Source organism: Vibrio sp. 10N.222.46.A1, from assembly GCF_041473595.1.
Lineage (GTDB): Bacteria > Pseudomonadota > Gammaproteobacteria > Enterobacterales > Vibrionaceae > Vibrio > Vibrio tasmaniensis_A.
Window position 1 is genome coordinate 1 of the sequence record NZ_JBFRSN010000211.1, and the last position, 14799, is coordinate 14799.

Consider the following 14799-nt stretch of genomic DNA (forward strand, 5'->3'; position numbering starts at 1 on the left):
AGAAGCTAGAAGCTAGAATGGAACGCTTAAGATCTCGCTTTAATGGCGAAGAGACAAAGTGACGAAGTGAACTCTGTTGGTCGAATAGCTGCCAGAAGGCTGAAATAGTCCTGAGTCAGCATTAATTTCACCATGGCCTAAATCTTGGTATTGGTAGCTCAATCCTAGGTTTAAGTCATTGGATATCTTCTTCTCAGCGCCGAATCCGATACGCCACTGTTTGTCGAGCGGGAGTAACACATCTCTGTTTTGACTGCTTACAGGGCTCGTGTCACCGCTCACTCCGCTGTACAGCAACCAATCCTCATATGCGTATTCCACACCAACCCCAAGAGAGTAGGTGGTTGAGTATTTGTCATCATAATCTTGCCATGTCTCCATGTTGGAGCTGAGTAGAAGGTTTAAGTCTTCATTTAATGAATGCTTCAACCCTAAGTTTAAGCTTCGAACCCAGGTCAGTTCAGAGCTAATTCCAAAAGCGTTGGCGTTATCAAGGGAAAGGTCGTGATCAAATTGGCCCTGATAGCTGACTCCCAATTGTGTGTTGTCACTGATGTGGTGATTGAGACTCAGACCGAACCCTAGATCAAGGCTATCCCCTTGGAGTTCGAGACCGTTCAAGGCTTGAGTTTCAAGCGCAGCGTGCTGCAATATCAAAGAACCACCAAGAGACAGCTGTTCATTGACCTGATATGACAATGACGACGTTAAGTTGAGTGCCGAAATGCTGTTTTCTTTGATCAATAAAGCAGGGTGCGCGCCAACGCCGTGTGAGTATTCAACGCCAGTGCCGCCAGCTGCATGCAATGCTGCGCCGACGACCCATTGGTCATTGAGCCTTGATGCGTAAGACAAATGAGGGAGAACATCCGCGCTGCTTCCTGTGGTCGAAGCCGAGTTATCGTCACGGACAAAAGTGGTTTCAACATCGAGGTATTGAACGCCGAGAATCCAAGCACTTTCTTCAATAGCCGATAACCCTGCAGCGTTGGTGAGCACGGCGGATGCATCGTTCGCGGTTACGTTCCCTGTGCCTGCCGTGCCGACGCTTTTAGTGGTCGCAATCTGAGATAGATTTAACCCTCCCGCGTGAGCAAGAGAGCTGACTATCCCTGTTACTAACAGAGACAGTGTGATGAAAGGTGTTTTCAAGAATAGAGCCTCATTTTCATTGTATGAGTTATGTTGCTAGCAGTTTGAGTCATGTATTTAGGGATAGAACGAATTGCCACGAGCGAACACTAAGAACGCCGTGGCAATCGACTTGATCTACTTAATTGACCTAAATGGGGCTAGAGTATTTCAACTTGTGGCAATGGGTATTCATTGTCGAGAACGGCTTGAGTTGGCTCATACAGGCGCATGTGAAGATAGAAGTCATCTTGAGGGGCTGGCAGCCAGTTACACGTTGGATCGGACGGTTTTACGTATTGAATGCATATTGGCAAGGTGCCGTCTTCTGCGTATTTCAGCTCATCTTTACGATTGGTCGAGATGGAGTAGCGTTGAATGAAGTTCTCAACCATGAACAGGTTTTTAGCGTCGTACATGGTCAACGACCAAAAGGCGTCAGCGGGTGCATCGGCAGGCATGGTCATTCGATATTGATTGTCTCCCGACAGCTGCTCGCCATTCGAGTCCGTGTATCGATTTGGGTAGAGTGCTCGCTCTGGCACATTCAAACCAGCCGCACGCATATTGATGCTCGCTCGGCTCAGGTAATCATTTCCGTAGCGGCCACCCTCGTACATCATCGACCAGCCATTATTGACATCACCGATGCTTCGACCAGCGTATTGAATGATCTGTTGTGAAGACTCAATCGCGCGCATTAACCCTTTTTTCTGTGCAGAAGTTAGTGCTTCCGGGTTAAAGGGGGTCGTTCCTCCAATACCAATTTGTTGGAATTGATCAACGATGGCAGCATCTTCTGGAATCGGGTTTTTACGTAGTTCACGGTCAATTAGCGAATACCACTCTAACCCTTCAGGCCTCGCCATGGGTGGGATGCGACCTGTCGAAGCTTTGAGCTCTACGATGTCGTGTTCTGCGCCGAGTTGATCAAGTGGGTAGCTGAGGAATTTATCGTGAGTAACCAATGCGTCATTGAGATCTTGCTCGCCAAATACGCCCGTTCGTTGAATTAACCAAACCATAGGAGTGCGAGACTCTACGATACGATCAATCCCCTCTGGCACTTCGCCAGCCCATCCTTTGTTAACCAACAGCACTTTTGAACCTTGGTCGCCGACATTCTTCACATGCAGATCTTCAATCGAATCTGAGTAAGCATCCAATAGCTGAACAATGTAATAACGGTTATCGGTGCGAGGAATATCAATCACCATTGGACCTGATAAATCCAGATCGTAGTGAGCTTGTGAGTAGAGCGTATCGTTGTTGACGGTAGGTACAATTCTATCCTGAGGTCCGGATAGAACGCGCGTTTTACCCATCTCATTCAATGGTGCCATGGCGTTGTCCATTGGCGCATCAACAGATGTGGTCGTTTGCCTAACCGCTGCCACGGTTAATGGGCCTGTACCATAGATAAATGCTTGAACACCTAGGTTGTAAGCGAGCTCTTCTTCAGGATTAATAGATTGTTGGGCAAGGGATGGCATCGCGATAATACTGGATAAAGAACACACTAAACTGGTCAGTACACTTTTCTTATAGAGGAGCTTTCTCATGGAACACCTTAGATCGTAGGAACAGGATTAGGCATTTATCATATGAGCAAGTGAGATTAAGGAGTGTAATAGCCGATATTAAGGATGTTAATAGTCTCTTTTTGCCATTCAAGTGTTTGTTTTAATTAACATTAATTTGGAGTGGTGAAGCGACTCGACGACATGTGCAGGTAGGGGGCCTGAGGCGCTATTGTTTGATTGATTTTCGGTTGATATGTTGGCAAAAAAGTACGGGAATCGATATGAACACATCTACTTATCCTTTTAGCTTATTCATTAAAGCAGAAGGGGCTCAGTGCAATCTGGATTGTAGCTACTGCTATTATCTCAATAGACAAGATGGCGATAAAAGATCGTCAATGTCTCTGGACATGATGGAGCAAATTGTCGGTGCTCATATCGACGCGCAGCCAATGAAAGATCAACAAGTGGATTTTATCTGGCACGGTGGCGAGCCTATGTTAAGAGGGCTCGATTTCTATGAAACGGCGATGAAAGCACAGGCAAGCAAAGCAACGAAAAAGCGCGTCGTGAATACGATGCAGACCAATGGAACCATGATTAATGATCGCTGGGCGAGCTTCTTTGCTAAACACAATTTTATGATGGGCATCAGTATCGATGGGCCCAATATTCTGAATGACATCGCTCGGATCGATAAAAATGGCGAGTCGTCTTTTGAACGCACAATGCGTGGGGTGTCTTACCTTAAAAAGCACAATGTTGATTTTAATACGTTAACGGTCGTGAACAATAAAACCTACAAATACGGTAAAACGATCTATCAGTTTTTGGTTGAAAATGGCAGTGGTTACATGCAGTTTCAACCTTGTATCGATCATGAGTTAGACAGACGAACAGGGCATGATTGGTCGTTAACGGGCGAGCAGTGGGGGCAATTTCTTTGCGACTTGTTTGATGCATGGAGCGCCAATGATGTCGGCAAAGTGTATATCCAGTTTTTTGAAAACTGTTTAATGGTGTTGATGGGCTACCAAAGCCAAATGTGTCATCACAGCGCGACTTGTGGGCAGCAATTAATGGTTGAGCATGACGGCAATGTTTATAGTTGTGACCATTATGGGTATCAAGATCATCAATTGGGCACCATGAACAGTGATAAGCTTGCAACTATGGCGAGCTCACCAGAACAAATCGCGTTTGGCACCAACAAATATGATGAGTTAAACAGCACTTGTCGACGTTGTGATTTTGTTGAACTCTGCCAAGGTGGTTGTCCTAAAAACAGGATCGCAACAACCGAAGACGGCAGTCCGATGAATCATTTGTGCCAAGGGTATGAGATGTTTTTTCGTCACGCATTACCCAAATTATTGCCAATGGTAGAAGCGATGAAAAAAGGGTATTCGCCAGCGTACTTTCCACTTTTCTAAATCACTTGGAGTAGGGCATGACCAAAGACCTAAACTTACTGCGACTCATTTTGGTGCTTAATGAAACTCGTCAAACGGTGAGTGCAGCAAAAGCCTTGAACGTAAGTCAGCCGACGATCAGTGTCATGCTTCGTAAACTCAGAGAACAATTTGATGATGAGTTGTTTGTTCGAGATAAAGCAAGGCTTGAACCCACCCCAAAATGCTTAAAGCTTATCGAAACCTTGCCTCTGCTATTAGAGCAGTTAGATAACCTTTACATACCCAATGATGAGTGGGGGTTGGAAGATTTAAGAGGGGAGGTTCAAATCATGTTGCCTTCCCCGCTGTTGATCCCTGTGGGTGTGCCATTAATCAAGAAGCTGACCAAAGAAGCGCCGCAAGTGACGTTTCAATGTTCACCTTGGTTAGAAAACGGCGTCCAGTCCCTAGAGACCAACCGAATGTGTTGGGGAGTGAGCTATCTTCCCATGGAGGTCAATAAAACCCTTACTGAGCGCCCAGTTGGCTTTGATAAGTTCATGTTGGTGTTAAGAGCTGACCACCCAATTCAAGGTAATTCCCTTGAGGACATTCTGAAATACCCACTCTGTATCAATATGATCCCTGGTTACATTCAGCCGTCCAAGGCGGAAATGTTGATCAAAAAATATGACTTAGATAAACACATCGGGCTCAGAAGTAACAATATGAATTTGATGCTAGAAGTCGTTAAGGACAGCGACTTCATCTATATAACATCGTCGAAATGCCGCTATTTGCTTGATCACTGTTATCGTTGTATCGACTTACCGCCGGAACTGTTGAAAGACACCTATCGTCGAGAATTGGCACTGTTTACCCATCAAGCAAACCGCAATAACCCGTTCACGGATTGGCTTCAAAAAGAAATTACGTCGATTATTCAATCCTAGTGTCACGCTACTATTCCTTTTAAATAACTCCCCTTTCTAACGGCCACTATTAATAATCGTAATAGTGGCTATCAAGCCATTTTTGGCGTCTTTCTTATACCATTTACCTCAACAACGGTTCGCTGAGACATGCACAATTTTCGTTGTGACTTCAGCGATTTACTCATAGTGAATGAGGGTTATAAATGTATAAGTCTTTTGTTAAATCCGCTCTGGCGCTCTCGGTACTGGCGAGCGTCAACGTACATGCAGCGAGCCAACCCAATGTGGTTGCCATCATGCTCGATGATGTGAGCCCAACAGATCTGTCAGCCTACCACCGCGGTTTAGGCGCGGTGGATACGCCGAACATTGATCGAATTGCCGAACGCGGCATGATGGTCAGCGATTACTACGCACAAGGCAGCTCTACTGCGGGGCGATCTGCCTTTATCACGGGTCAATATCCTTTCCGAACAGGCTTAACGTCTGTCGGTCAGCCGGGCTCTTCACTTGGCCTTCAAAAAGAAGATCCAACCCTAGCCGAAATGTTGAAAGACAAAGGCTATGCGACCGTGCATGTTGGTAAAAGTCACTTAGGCGATAACAATAGTCACCTGCCAACGGTGCACGGCTTTGATGAATTCTTCGGTTTCCTTTACCACCTTAATGTTATGGAGATGCCTGAACAGCCGGAATTCCCAACAGATCCTAACTTCAGAGGTCGCCCTCGTAATGTTCTTCACACTGTCGCTACCGAGAGTGTGGACATGCAAGAAGACCCAAGGTTTGGTGTGGTTGGAAAGCAAACGATTGAAGATAAAGGTCCTTTAGGCTCTAAACGCATGCAAACCGTTGATGGCGAATTTTTGGAGTTTGCTACTAATTGGCTCGATAGACATGAAGCAGAGAAAGACGAACAACCTTACTTCATGTGGTACAACCCGACTCGTATGCACCAAAAAACGCACGTGCGCCCGGAATACCAAGGCGCGAGCCAAATCAACACGTATTACGATGGCTTGATTGAACTTGATGACCAGATCGGTGTATTACTCGATAAGTTAGAAGATCTTGGTGAAATTGATAACACGATAATCTTGTTTACCTCAGACAACGGCGTAAACCTAGATCATTGGCCTGATGGTGGTTCTGCCTCTTTCCGTGGTCAAAAAGGCACGACGTGGGATGGCGGTTTCCGTGTACCAATGCTGGTCAGCTGGCCAGATAAAATCCCTCAAGGTGAATACACCGATGGCTTCATGACTTCTGAAGACTGGGTGCCAACCATTATGGCTGCAGTGGGTGAAGGCGACATTAAGCAAGAGCTGCTAGATGGAAAAGAGTTAAATGGCGAGCGTTACCAAGTTCACTTGGATGGTTATAACCAGTTGGATATGTTGACCAAAGGCGAACCGAGTCAACGTCATGAGTTCTTCTTCTACAACGAGCAAGATTTGAATGCGTTCCGAGTGGATGATTGGAAAGTGCACCTAAAAACCAAAACGGAGTGGATTGCGCCTCCTGAAGAGTGGCCACTAGGGATGCTCATCAACATCAAGGCTGATCCTTACGAGCGTAGCCCTGATACTCGTGGTTGGTTCTTATGGATGAAAGAGAAGTCTTGGGTATTACCAAAGCTACAAAAATCAGCGGCGGAATATCAGAAGTCACTCAAAGCGTTTCCACCAAGACAGAAAGCCGGTGGTATTGGTATGGCAGACAAATCAGTGGTTGCTGACTAACGCCAAATACGACTAATACAAGGTGTGCTGTAACAAGCGCACCTTACTATCGGACAATAATATGAAGAAACCGTTACGTCTGCTCACGGGCACCTTTTCCACTTTTACACTCTCTATCTTTGCGCTTATCCCCTTTGTATTTTCCGTTTCCGCTCAAGAAGAACCTGCCAGTGACATGGCTGATCCAATGGCTGTTTATACGGGAGGTGAAATTATTGCGGGCAATAAAGGGCTTGGCGCTACCTTCCAGTTTGGCGTGAATCGTGGCGATTGGGGTGTGTTGGGTAAGCTGGAAGGCAAAAACAACTTTGAAAACTATCGAGCACGATTCTTCACACCCAATAAGAAAACGGGCACCGGCTTATTTGTTGATGCTGGACACGACTTCTCCAACGACGATCTAACATCGAACTACGCCTCTATTGGTGTGATGCAAGCATTCAAGTTAAGCGACAAATTTAAACTCTATAGCGCCATAACGTACGGACAAATGTGGGAGGAGGAGAATAAGTTTGAGGACACGCAAATCATCAGCAGTATCAACTATCTAAAGTACGATTTTGCTGACCAATTTTATCTTCTACTCGCCCCCCAATACACCTACGGGTTAGATGGTGAGAACACTCGAGATTTCTCTGCTGAAATGCAGCTGGGCTACAAGGTCGATAGTGACAACATCATCATTTTTAGTGGTGATACTGACAACAACACTTGGATCACCTTCCGTACTCGTTTTTAGTTAGGACATTAAATGATGAAAAAAAACATACTTGCGGCAGCACTGACTTGTGCTTTCATGGTTGCACTTCCGTCTCCGGTACTCGCGAGCCAATCCGTGGACGCGACGAGCGCATCTGTGGCAACAAAAACAGCAATGGAGATCAAGACGGAAACTCTACCCATTGAGATGGCGAGTTTAGCGTCGCTCAAAAAGGATAATCAGCTATTGGCACAACTTGCCTATGAGTACGCGTACTCGATAGATGAAGCCTACAAATACTTTTACAAAACCGTCGTTGAGCAAGATTACCCTTTGAATCGATTCCAAAATATTCGAATACTTGCTGACGACACTTACACTGCGCACCCGACGATTAACAATGACACGTTACATTTGATGGGTTGGATGGATCTAGCAGCAGAGCCTGTCATCGTTACGATTCCAGACCATGATGACAATCGATACTGGTTGTTCCATACCATGAATATGCAGCACTTTACTGACTCGGCTTTTGGCTCTCCACAGCGAGGCACAAAAGGCGGCAGTTTCATGTATGCAGTTGAAGGGTGGAAAGGTGAAGTGCCTGCGAGTGTCGATCAAGTCATCTATGTCGAGCACCCGCTGGTCAAAATGATGGGTCGAATCATGGACCTTGGCGGTGACGATTCTGCAACTGCTCAAAAGTTAATGGATCAATGGAATGTTAGGACGTTGTCGGAATACTTAGGTCAGAAAGGGCCAGTTCCTATTGAGCGCGAGTATCCAGACCCTGAAGATTCTAATTGGGTCGAACGAACCAATTTCATCCTGTCTGAAGGAACAATGAAGACGCATGACCAAAAGCTGCTTGAACTGTTCGAGTACATTGGCTTAGGAGATGTTGAATTAGGCAAAGCCAATCATCCATTTACGGCAGAGCAGCTTAGTATGATCGAGTCTGGTCAAAAAGACGGACTGGAACGAATCATTAATGCGGGCTTTGATGATTCACGTGACGTATTAGGCACTCGCGATGAAATGACCAAGGTTCCAAGTTTTCAGCACGCCTACGGCACCTTAATGGGCCAATGGGGGCTGCCTGCAAAACACACTATGTACAGCGGTGACTTCTTCGATAGTGAAGGTGGTGCGCTCGATGGTAGTAAGTATGATTACACGGTGACCTTCGATGCGCCGCCGCTAGAAGAGGGTGGTTTTTGGTCATACACGGCCTACAGTGGTGAAACCCGATTGATGGAGAAAAATGACTTAAACCGTCATTCCCGTGGAGACAGAACGCTAACGCCTAATGCTGATGGCAGCTACACCATTTACATGAGTAGCGATGTAAAAGGGCATGAAGATGATCCTAACTTCTTACCTATCCCCGATCATCAATGGTATTCAGTGTTACGTATGTACACGCCCGGTGAAGAGGTAAGAACAGATAAATGGAAATCGACACCATTTACTAAGGTCAAAAAATCCACGATAAAGTGATGACTTAAATCGCCTGTTTAAGGTTTTGTTTATAATCGATTAATGCCAGCTGCTATGCCGCTGGCATTTTTTATTGAGCGAAACTTGCTTCGAAATAGGCGTTAAATGCTCAGAACTGTAGAATAAAATAGGGCATACTGGACTGAATATATAAACCAAAGAAAGTAACCACGCGCATGAATCCGATCTGCCTCAACGACCCTTTTTCTCTTCCTAATGGCCAAGTGATCAAAAATCGCCTGTTCAAATCGGCAATGAGTGAACAGCTAGGTGATAAACATCATAACCCTAAGCAAGGTTTAGTCACGCTTTACCAGCGTTGGGCTCAAGGAGGAATTGGCCTATCCATGACGGGCAACGTGATGGTCGATAGAGGTGCGCTTGGTGAACCTAAAAACGTTGTGTTAGATGAGCACAGTGACTTAACCGTATTTCGTGAGTGGGCGAGTGCCGGAACACAGAATGGTTCGCAGATATGGATGCAACTGAATCACCCAGGTAAGCAAATCCCTAAATTCTTATGTGATAGCCCAGTTGCCCCTTCAGCTATCTCTTTAGAGCGCGGATTAGAAAAAGGCTTTAATACGCCACGAGCTCTGACTGAGAAGGAAATAATTGCAATCATTGATAAATTCGCGCTGAGTGCAAAGCTTTCAAAACAAGCGGGTTTTACCGGTGTGCAGATCCACGGTGCTCATGGTTATCTCGTGAGTCAGTTTTTGTCTTCGAGACACAATCAACGCCAAGACAAATGGGGTGGTTCACTCGAAAACAGACTTCGTTTTGTGCTTGAGGCTTATCGTGCGATTCGAAAAGAGGTCGGTGACGATTTCCCCGTCGGGATTAAGCTCAACAGCGCCGACTTCATGAAAGGTGGCTTCACTGAAGAAGAGTCGATGCAGGTTGTACAAACATTGAGTGATAACGGTATCGACTTGATTGAGATCTCCGGCGGCACCTATGAAAGCCCATCAATGATGGGTTCAAAGAATAAGGCTGAATCAATCAAGGCCAGCACAGTAAAGCGTGAAGCGTATTTTATGGATTACATGGTGAAGGCGAGAAAACTCGTCAGCACACCGCTGGTGGTCACGGGTGGTTTTCGAACCGCGCAAGCAATGAATGAAGCATTAAACACCTCGGCGACCGATTTTATTGGTATTGCGCGCACAATGGCGGTTGATCCAGATTTCCCTAACAAGTTAATTGAAAACCCTAGCCACGGTATGCCGCTAACGGTGCCAACCACAGGAAAGCCCGCTTTAGACAGGATGGCGATGGTCGGGCTGGTTTGGTATGAACATCAAATGTGGCGCATCGCCTCTGGCAAGAATGCCGACCCTAAACTAAGCGCATTAGGTGTGGTGTTAAAAACAATTTTCAGCGCTGGCTGGCACGCCTTCAAAAAGCGCAGAGCGTAAGCAGTCATGGATTGTTAAAGCAGAACTTTAAGGAATTGAAGTTCCGCTTTTTCTATGATGATTTATTGTTTAGTTTGTCTAGATAGTAAGAAAGAGTTAAAGATCGTTAAGCGAATCAATCGTCAAATGAGCCATAATGAGAGAGATATTCGCTAAGTTAGCTTTTATCGCCAGACGGCTAAATATCTCCCTGACCAAACTTTAATGACAGGTAACTATGAAACAATTGGATCTCAATTTAATCCGCGTTTTTCTGGTTTTGCTAGAAACCCAAAATACTCGCATTGCTGGCAATAAATTAGCGCTGAGTCAGCCCGCAGTGAGTAAAGCACTAGGGCGATTGAGAGAATACTTTGATGACGAATTGTTTACTCGTGTCCATTCCGGTTTGAAGCCAACTCCACGTGCGTTAGAGCTTGGTGAACGACTGCCAATGATCATGGAAAGCTTAGACGACGTGATTCTTGAAACCCCAAGCTTTGACCCTGCCGAGTATCAAGGCAACATCACGATTGCGATTAACGGTTTTATCTCGAACTGGCTTGGTGCGCGTTTATGCCTTGGTCTCATTCAAGAAGCGCCCAATGCTCAAGTCAATATTGTTAATTGGGGCTCTCAAACGCTGAAAAAGTTGTTGGATGGCGAGATACAAGCTGCTATCAACTTTTCTCCAATCGAAACGAATAAGCAGTTTACCCATCAGATTATCGGTGAGGATGACTTTGTCGGGTTGGTTAAAACCGGCCATCCATTAGCTGGCAAAGTGATTTCACAGCAAGAGATAGATGAAGCGGAATACGCGAGTTTGGTGATACCGGGGTGGAATGATATTCAGCCTTATATCGCCAAGCATTTGTCGTCAGAGCAGCTTAAAGTGAAAGCAAGAAGCTCGTATTTGCACACGCTATTAGAGGTCATTAAACAAAGTGACATGATTCTACCGTGTTCCAAGCAGCTTGCTCTTTATCTTAATGAAGAGTTCGATTATCTCTCTTTTCCTGATTATGCACCGGAAGAGCTCAAAAAAATCGTGCTGGTGGAATCTCATAACAAGAGAATGCACCCGATGAATCAATGGCTTAAGCGAAAAATTATCACTACCTCCCAAACCATCATAAAAGAAAAGCAATAAGCCTCTCAAATGAGAGGCTAGGTTATTGTTAGTAGCTGTTATTGTTAGCAGCTGTTATTGCCAGTTAATTAACACTAATCACTCGCAATTCAGTCGTTATTCCCCGCTATTGAGCAGTGACCTGTGGGAAGTTGTGCATCTCACCTGATGCTACCGCTTCATCACTAGGACGGTATGCACGAACCGCAAAGTTCCAGCCATCATCGTTTACTTCAATTACGTTATTTGCAGCGTCACAGGTTTGCCCTTTTGGCGCAAAGTGGATCGTGTAAGAACCGTCTTTATTGGGTGTTGATGTCGTTGAATCAGCGCTGTTGTTGTCCGTCATTAACCAACCTTGGCTTGAATAGGCTGTAATTGACCAATAACCGCCTTCGTCATAACGTAATGAGGGTGCTTCAAACGTGATGTTTGCACATTCCGTTTTACCTGTACCCGCTCGTGACGTATACACAGCATGCTCTGCCGGCATACCAGCCCAACCTACTGCAGTACCAATCATAAACTGCTTGTTATCTGATGTGGCTGTGATGTTTGGTGTGAAGGCTTCTTCTGTCTTGATGTCATTAACTAGCTTCTCCCATTTTGCTCGGACGTTATCTCGAGAAGCATCATCCCAATCTGAAGCAGGTTCAAAAGGCTTAGCTGATTTCGCATTAATGACCGCCGCATCTTGCAGTCGATGCGCTTCATCTGCGCCAGCACTTGTTGCAGTTCGCATCAGTATGTAGATGTAGTCTGAACCTGCGATTTCTGAGTCGATGTAAATTTCTTCGCCACCATAAATGGCCATGTGGTTATCATGATTGTTATTGAAGATATGCATGATCTGGTACGCATCGCCTTCCGCCAGTTTGAATGTTGCGCCTTCTGAGACATCGACAACCGCGGTTGAATAGAGCAGGTCGGTGTTAGAGCGGATAATCATTTGGTTCTCTACCGTTACGTTTTCGCGATTATGCTCAAAAACATTAACCGGTTGATGCTCTAACTGTTGAGTGAAGTAAAGGTCGCTTTCTGCACGAGCGAAGTTTTCGTCGGTTACTTCAACTGCTGCCATTGTTTGCATTGATGTGATGGTAATCAGTGTTGCTAAAATGGTCTTTTTCATATCGTTTACCTTGAGGTCGTCATTAGGAGATGACACTAATGTATCGGTTTGGTGGTGATTCTAGAAATGAATTGATGTTATTTATGTAATAACCAAAAGGAATCGGAAGGCTGGTTTTTGTGAAGCTTAGAGAGAGTTGTGACTGTTTTTTGTTCGTTTGGTGAAAGTTTTTTGCACGAAGACAGGTCGTTAATTAATGAAGCGATGCTTTGTTCATTAACTAAGGCTTTATCGGCAGGTAAGGCTTTAGTTAATGACTGAGGTATCCGCGCTTTCAAGCACTATGCTTTAGTCATGACTAAAAGAGGATTAATTATGAAATGGCTTATCTTATCTGTAACGCTATTGTTTGTGGCAGGATGTCAATCGACAGGCTCTGACACACCTTCACATGATCAAATGAATCGAGTTCATTCTGGTGGTTGTAGCAGCTAATCCTTTTTTGAAAATACTTTTTAGCTGCTGTTATTATCATTTCTGTCACTGTTCTTATAAAGAACTCACTTCTACAAAGCCTTGCGATTACGTGAGGCTTTCTTCTATGTAAAACAACGCATCCCTGCCGATTTATGTTGTAAATTTGTGAATCTAAACTGTCTATATTCTAGGCTGTGTACTGGATCTCATTTGTGATTTGAGTCCCTTGCTAAGGTAAATAATGAATGTGTACTACCAATCACTTTACTCAACTTAAGAGGTTTCTATGCTAGGTGAAAATCACTCTCTTGTTCACGAATTTCCTGAAATGAAAGACAAAATTGCTGAGCTTGCTAAAACTGACGATGGCTTTGCAGAAGATATGAAGACATACGACAACCTTGATAAAGAGATTCGTAAACTAGAGCTGAAAGATTCACCCATTGATGACGGCTCGATGCACCAACTAAAACATGATCGTTCTGAGCTTAAAGATTCACTGCATGCTCGTTTAATTGCCTAGCTAGCGGGTTGTTTTGCTGAATAGCTAAGTTAAATCGTTAGATCGCTAAACGGTTACTGCAGGTTTAGACAATAAAAACTCCTTCGGGAGTTTTTTTTTGTTTCTGCATTCCAGTCTCTATCTGAACGCATAAGAATATTTGGATATAAGAAACCGTAGATATAGACAAACTCAGTTAGCACTAAGGTTTTGCAAATAGGGTGGATATAAAAAAGCTTAGCGCGGGGGACGCTAAGCTTCGTTGTTAAATATGTTCTTGAACCATGTTTAGGCTGGTGGAATTAGCCGACTTGAGAAAAGCTCACTACTTTGCTTTGTAGCTTCTCTTTCAGGTAATCCGTTACTGCTTGCTGCTCGGATTCACTCATGTACAGGCCAAGCTTGGTTCTACGCCACAAGATGTCTTCGTCAGTCATCGCCATCTCTTCATTGATCAAGTAATCGATTTCAACTTGATAAACGCCATGAGCTTCGCCTGAGAATTGGTTGCCAAGGTCAGCTTCGCAATTTGCTCCTTCCAGTAGCTTCCACGTGTAAGTACCGAATTGAGTCACGTAACGAAGTAATAGCGCTTCAGATGCCCAAGGGTATTTAGTGTGGATCATCTTCGCAAGCTGCTCTCTGCTACAACTGAAGTTACCACCTGGAAGTGTGTTGTTGGCTGTCCAAGGCGCACCCATGTTGGTTAGGTGTGGTTCTAACTTCTTAAGTGCTGCTTCGCCTAGCTTACGATAAGTGGTCAACTTGCCACCGAAGATCGAAAGCAGTGGTGCTTGATCAAGCTCTGCGTCTAATTCGAGCGTGTAGTCACGAGTGATCGCTTGCGGTGAATCAGATTCGTCATCACAAAGCGGTCTTACGCCACTGTATGTCCAAACCACATCTTCACGGCCAAGTTGTTTAACAAAGTGTTGGTTAACAATATCAATCAAGTAATCCACTTCGACATCATCAATTGCGACGTTACGTGGGTCGCCTTTGTATTCAAGGTCGGTGGTGCCGATGATCGAGAACTTATCTAGGTAAGGGATCATGAACACAATGCGATTGTCTTTGTTTTGCAGAATGTATGCTTGTGGTTCGTCGTGAATGCGTGGCACAACAATGTGTGAGCCTTTGATCAGACGAATATTACGAGGCGAAGCCTGCTCTAATCCATCATCAAAGAACTGTTTAACCCAAGGACCAGCTGCGTTGACCAGTGCTTTCGCTTTACGTTCAAAGCGTTGGTTGGTCATGACATCAAGGATCGTCACATGCCAGATGCCGC

At 44.9% G+C, this 14799-nt stretch carries 12 protein-coding genes; 8 read left to right on the forward strand and 4 right to left on the reverse strand.

What is annotated here, in order from left to right:
- Positions 1 to 39: 39 nt before the first annotated feature.
- Positions 40 to 1152, reverse strand: a complete 1113-nt coding sequence (locus AB4496_RS07120; RefSeq protein WP_009845931.1) for an OmpP1/FadL family transporter — start codon at positions 1150 to 1152, stop codon at positions 40 to 42.
- Positions 1153 to 1292: 140 nt separating this feature from the next.
- Positions 1293 to 2693, reverse strand: a complete 1401-nt coding sequence (locus AB4496_RS07125; RefSeq protein ID WP_032555095.1) for a DUF1254 domain-containing protein — start codon at positions 2691 to 2693, stop codon at positions 1293 to 1295.
- A gap of 242 nt (positions 2694 to 2935) precedes the next feature.
- Here AB4496_RS07125 and AB4496_RS07130 point away from each other — a divergent pair, with 242 nt between their 5' ends.
- The 7 genes from AB4496_RS07130 (at position 2936) to AB4496_RS07160 (ending at position 11478) form a co-directional block, all read left to right on the forward strand.
- Positions 2936 to 4087 carry an anaerobic sulfatase maturase gene (locus tag AB4496_RS07130; protein WP_102258287.1) on the forward strand — a complete coding sequence of 384 codons (1152 nt, stop codon included), beginning with the start codon at positions 2936 to 2938 and terminating at the stop codon, positions 4085 to 4087.
- 17 nt (positions 4088 to 4104) lie between these two features.
- A complete protein-coding gene (locus AB4496_RS07135; RefSeq protein WP_009845928.1) occupies positions 4105 to 5001 on the forward strand; it encodes a LysR family transcriptional regulator in 897 nt (298 codons plus the stop codon).
- Positions 5002 to 5186: 185 nt separating this feature from the next.
- Positions 5187 to 6725: a sulfatase-like hydrolase/transferase gene (locus tag AB4496_RS07140; protein WP_009845927.1), complete on the forward strand. Its 1539-nt coding sequence runs from the start codon at positions 5187 to 5189 to the stop codon at positions 6723 to 6725.
- A 61-nt stretch (positions 6726 to 6786) separates the two neighbouring features.
- Entirely contained in the window at positions 6787 to 7464 is a 678-nt protein-coding gene (locus AB4496_RS07145; RefSeq protein ID WP_009845926.1) for a hypothetical protein, read from the forward strand.
- A gap of 12 nt (positions 7465 to 7476) precedes the next feature.
- Positions 7477 to 8925 carry a DUF1254 domain-containing protein gene (locus AB4496_RS07150; RefSeq protein ID WP_032555093.1) on the forward strand — a complete coding sequence of 483 codons (1449 nt, stop codon included), beginning with the start codon at positions 7477 to 7479 and terminating at the stop codon, positions 8923 to 8925.
- Between the two features lie 176 nt (positions 8926 to 9101).
- The gene (locus AB4496_RS07155) at positions 9102 to 10346 is read left to right on the forward strand and encodes an NADH:flavin oxidoreductase/NADH oxidase family protein (protein WP_009845924.1); all 1245 of its coding nucleotides are present in this window, start codon (positions 9102 to 9104) and stop codon (positions 10344 to 10346) included.
- 217 nt (positions 10347 to 10563) lie between these two features.
- A complete protein-coding gene (locus AB4496_RS07160; RefSeq protein ID WP_009845923.1) occupies positions 10564 to 11478 on the forward strand; it encodes a LysR family transcriptional regulator in 915 nt (304 codons plus the stop codon).
- Between the two features lie 106 nt (positions 11479 to 11584).
- Here AB4496_RS07160 and AB4496_RS07165 read toward each other — a convergent pair whose 3' ends face one another.
- On the reverse strand, positions 11585 to 12625 hold the full coding sequence (locus tag AB4496_RS07165) for a DUF1214 domain-containing protein (protein ID WP_032555092.1): 1041 nt from the start codon (positions 12623 to 12625) through the stop codon (positions 11585 to 11587).
- Positions 12626 to 13292: 667 nt separating this feature from the next.
- Between AB4496_RS07165 and AB4496_RS07170 the strand changes: the two genes are divergently transcribed.
- Positions 13293 to 13529, forward strand: a complete 237-nt coding sequence (locus AB4496_RS07170) for a YdcH family protein (protein ID WP_009845921.1) — start codon at positions 13293 to 13295, stop codon at positions 13527 to 13529.
- A gap of 281 nt (positions 13530 to 13810) precedes the next feature.
- On the opposite strand, the gene glpD is transcribed toward AB4496_RS07170, so the two are convergent.
- A partial coding sequence (glpD, locus tag AB4496_RS07175; RefSeq protein WP_372130742.1) for a glycerol-3-phosphate dehydrogenase occupies positions 13811 to 14799 on the reverse strand: 989 nt, incomplete at its 5' end.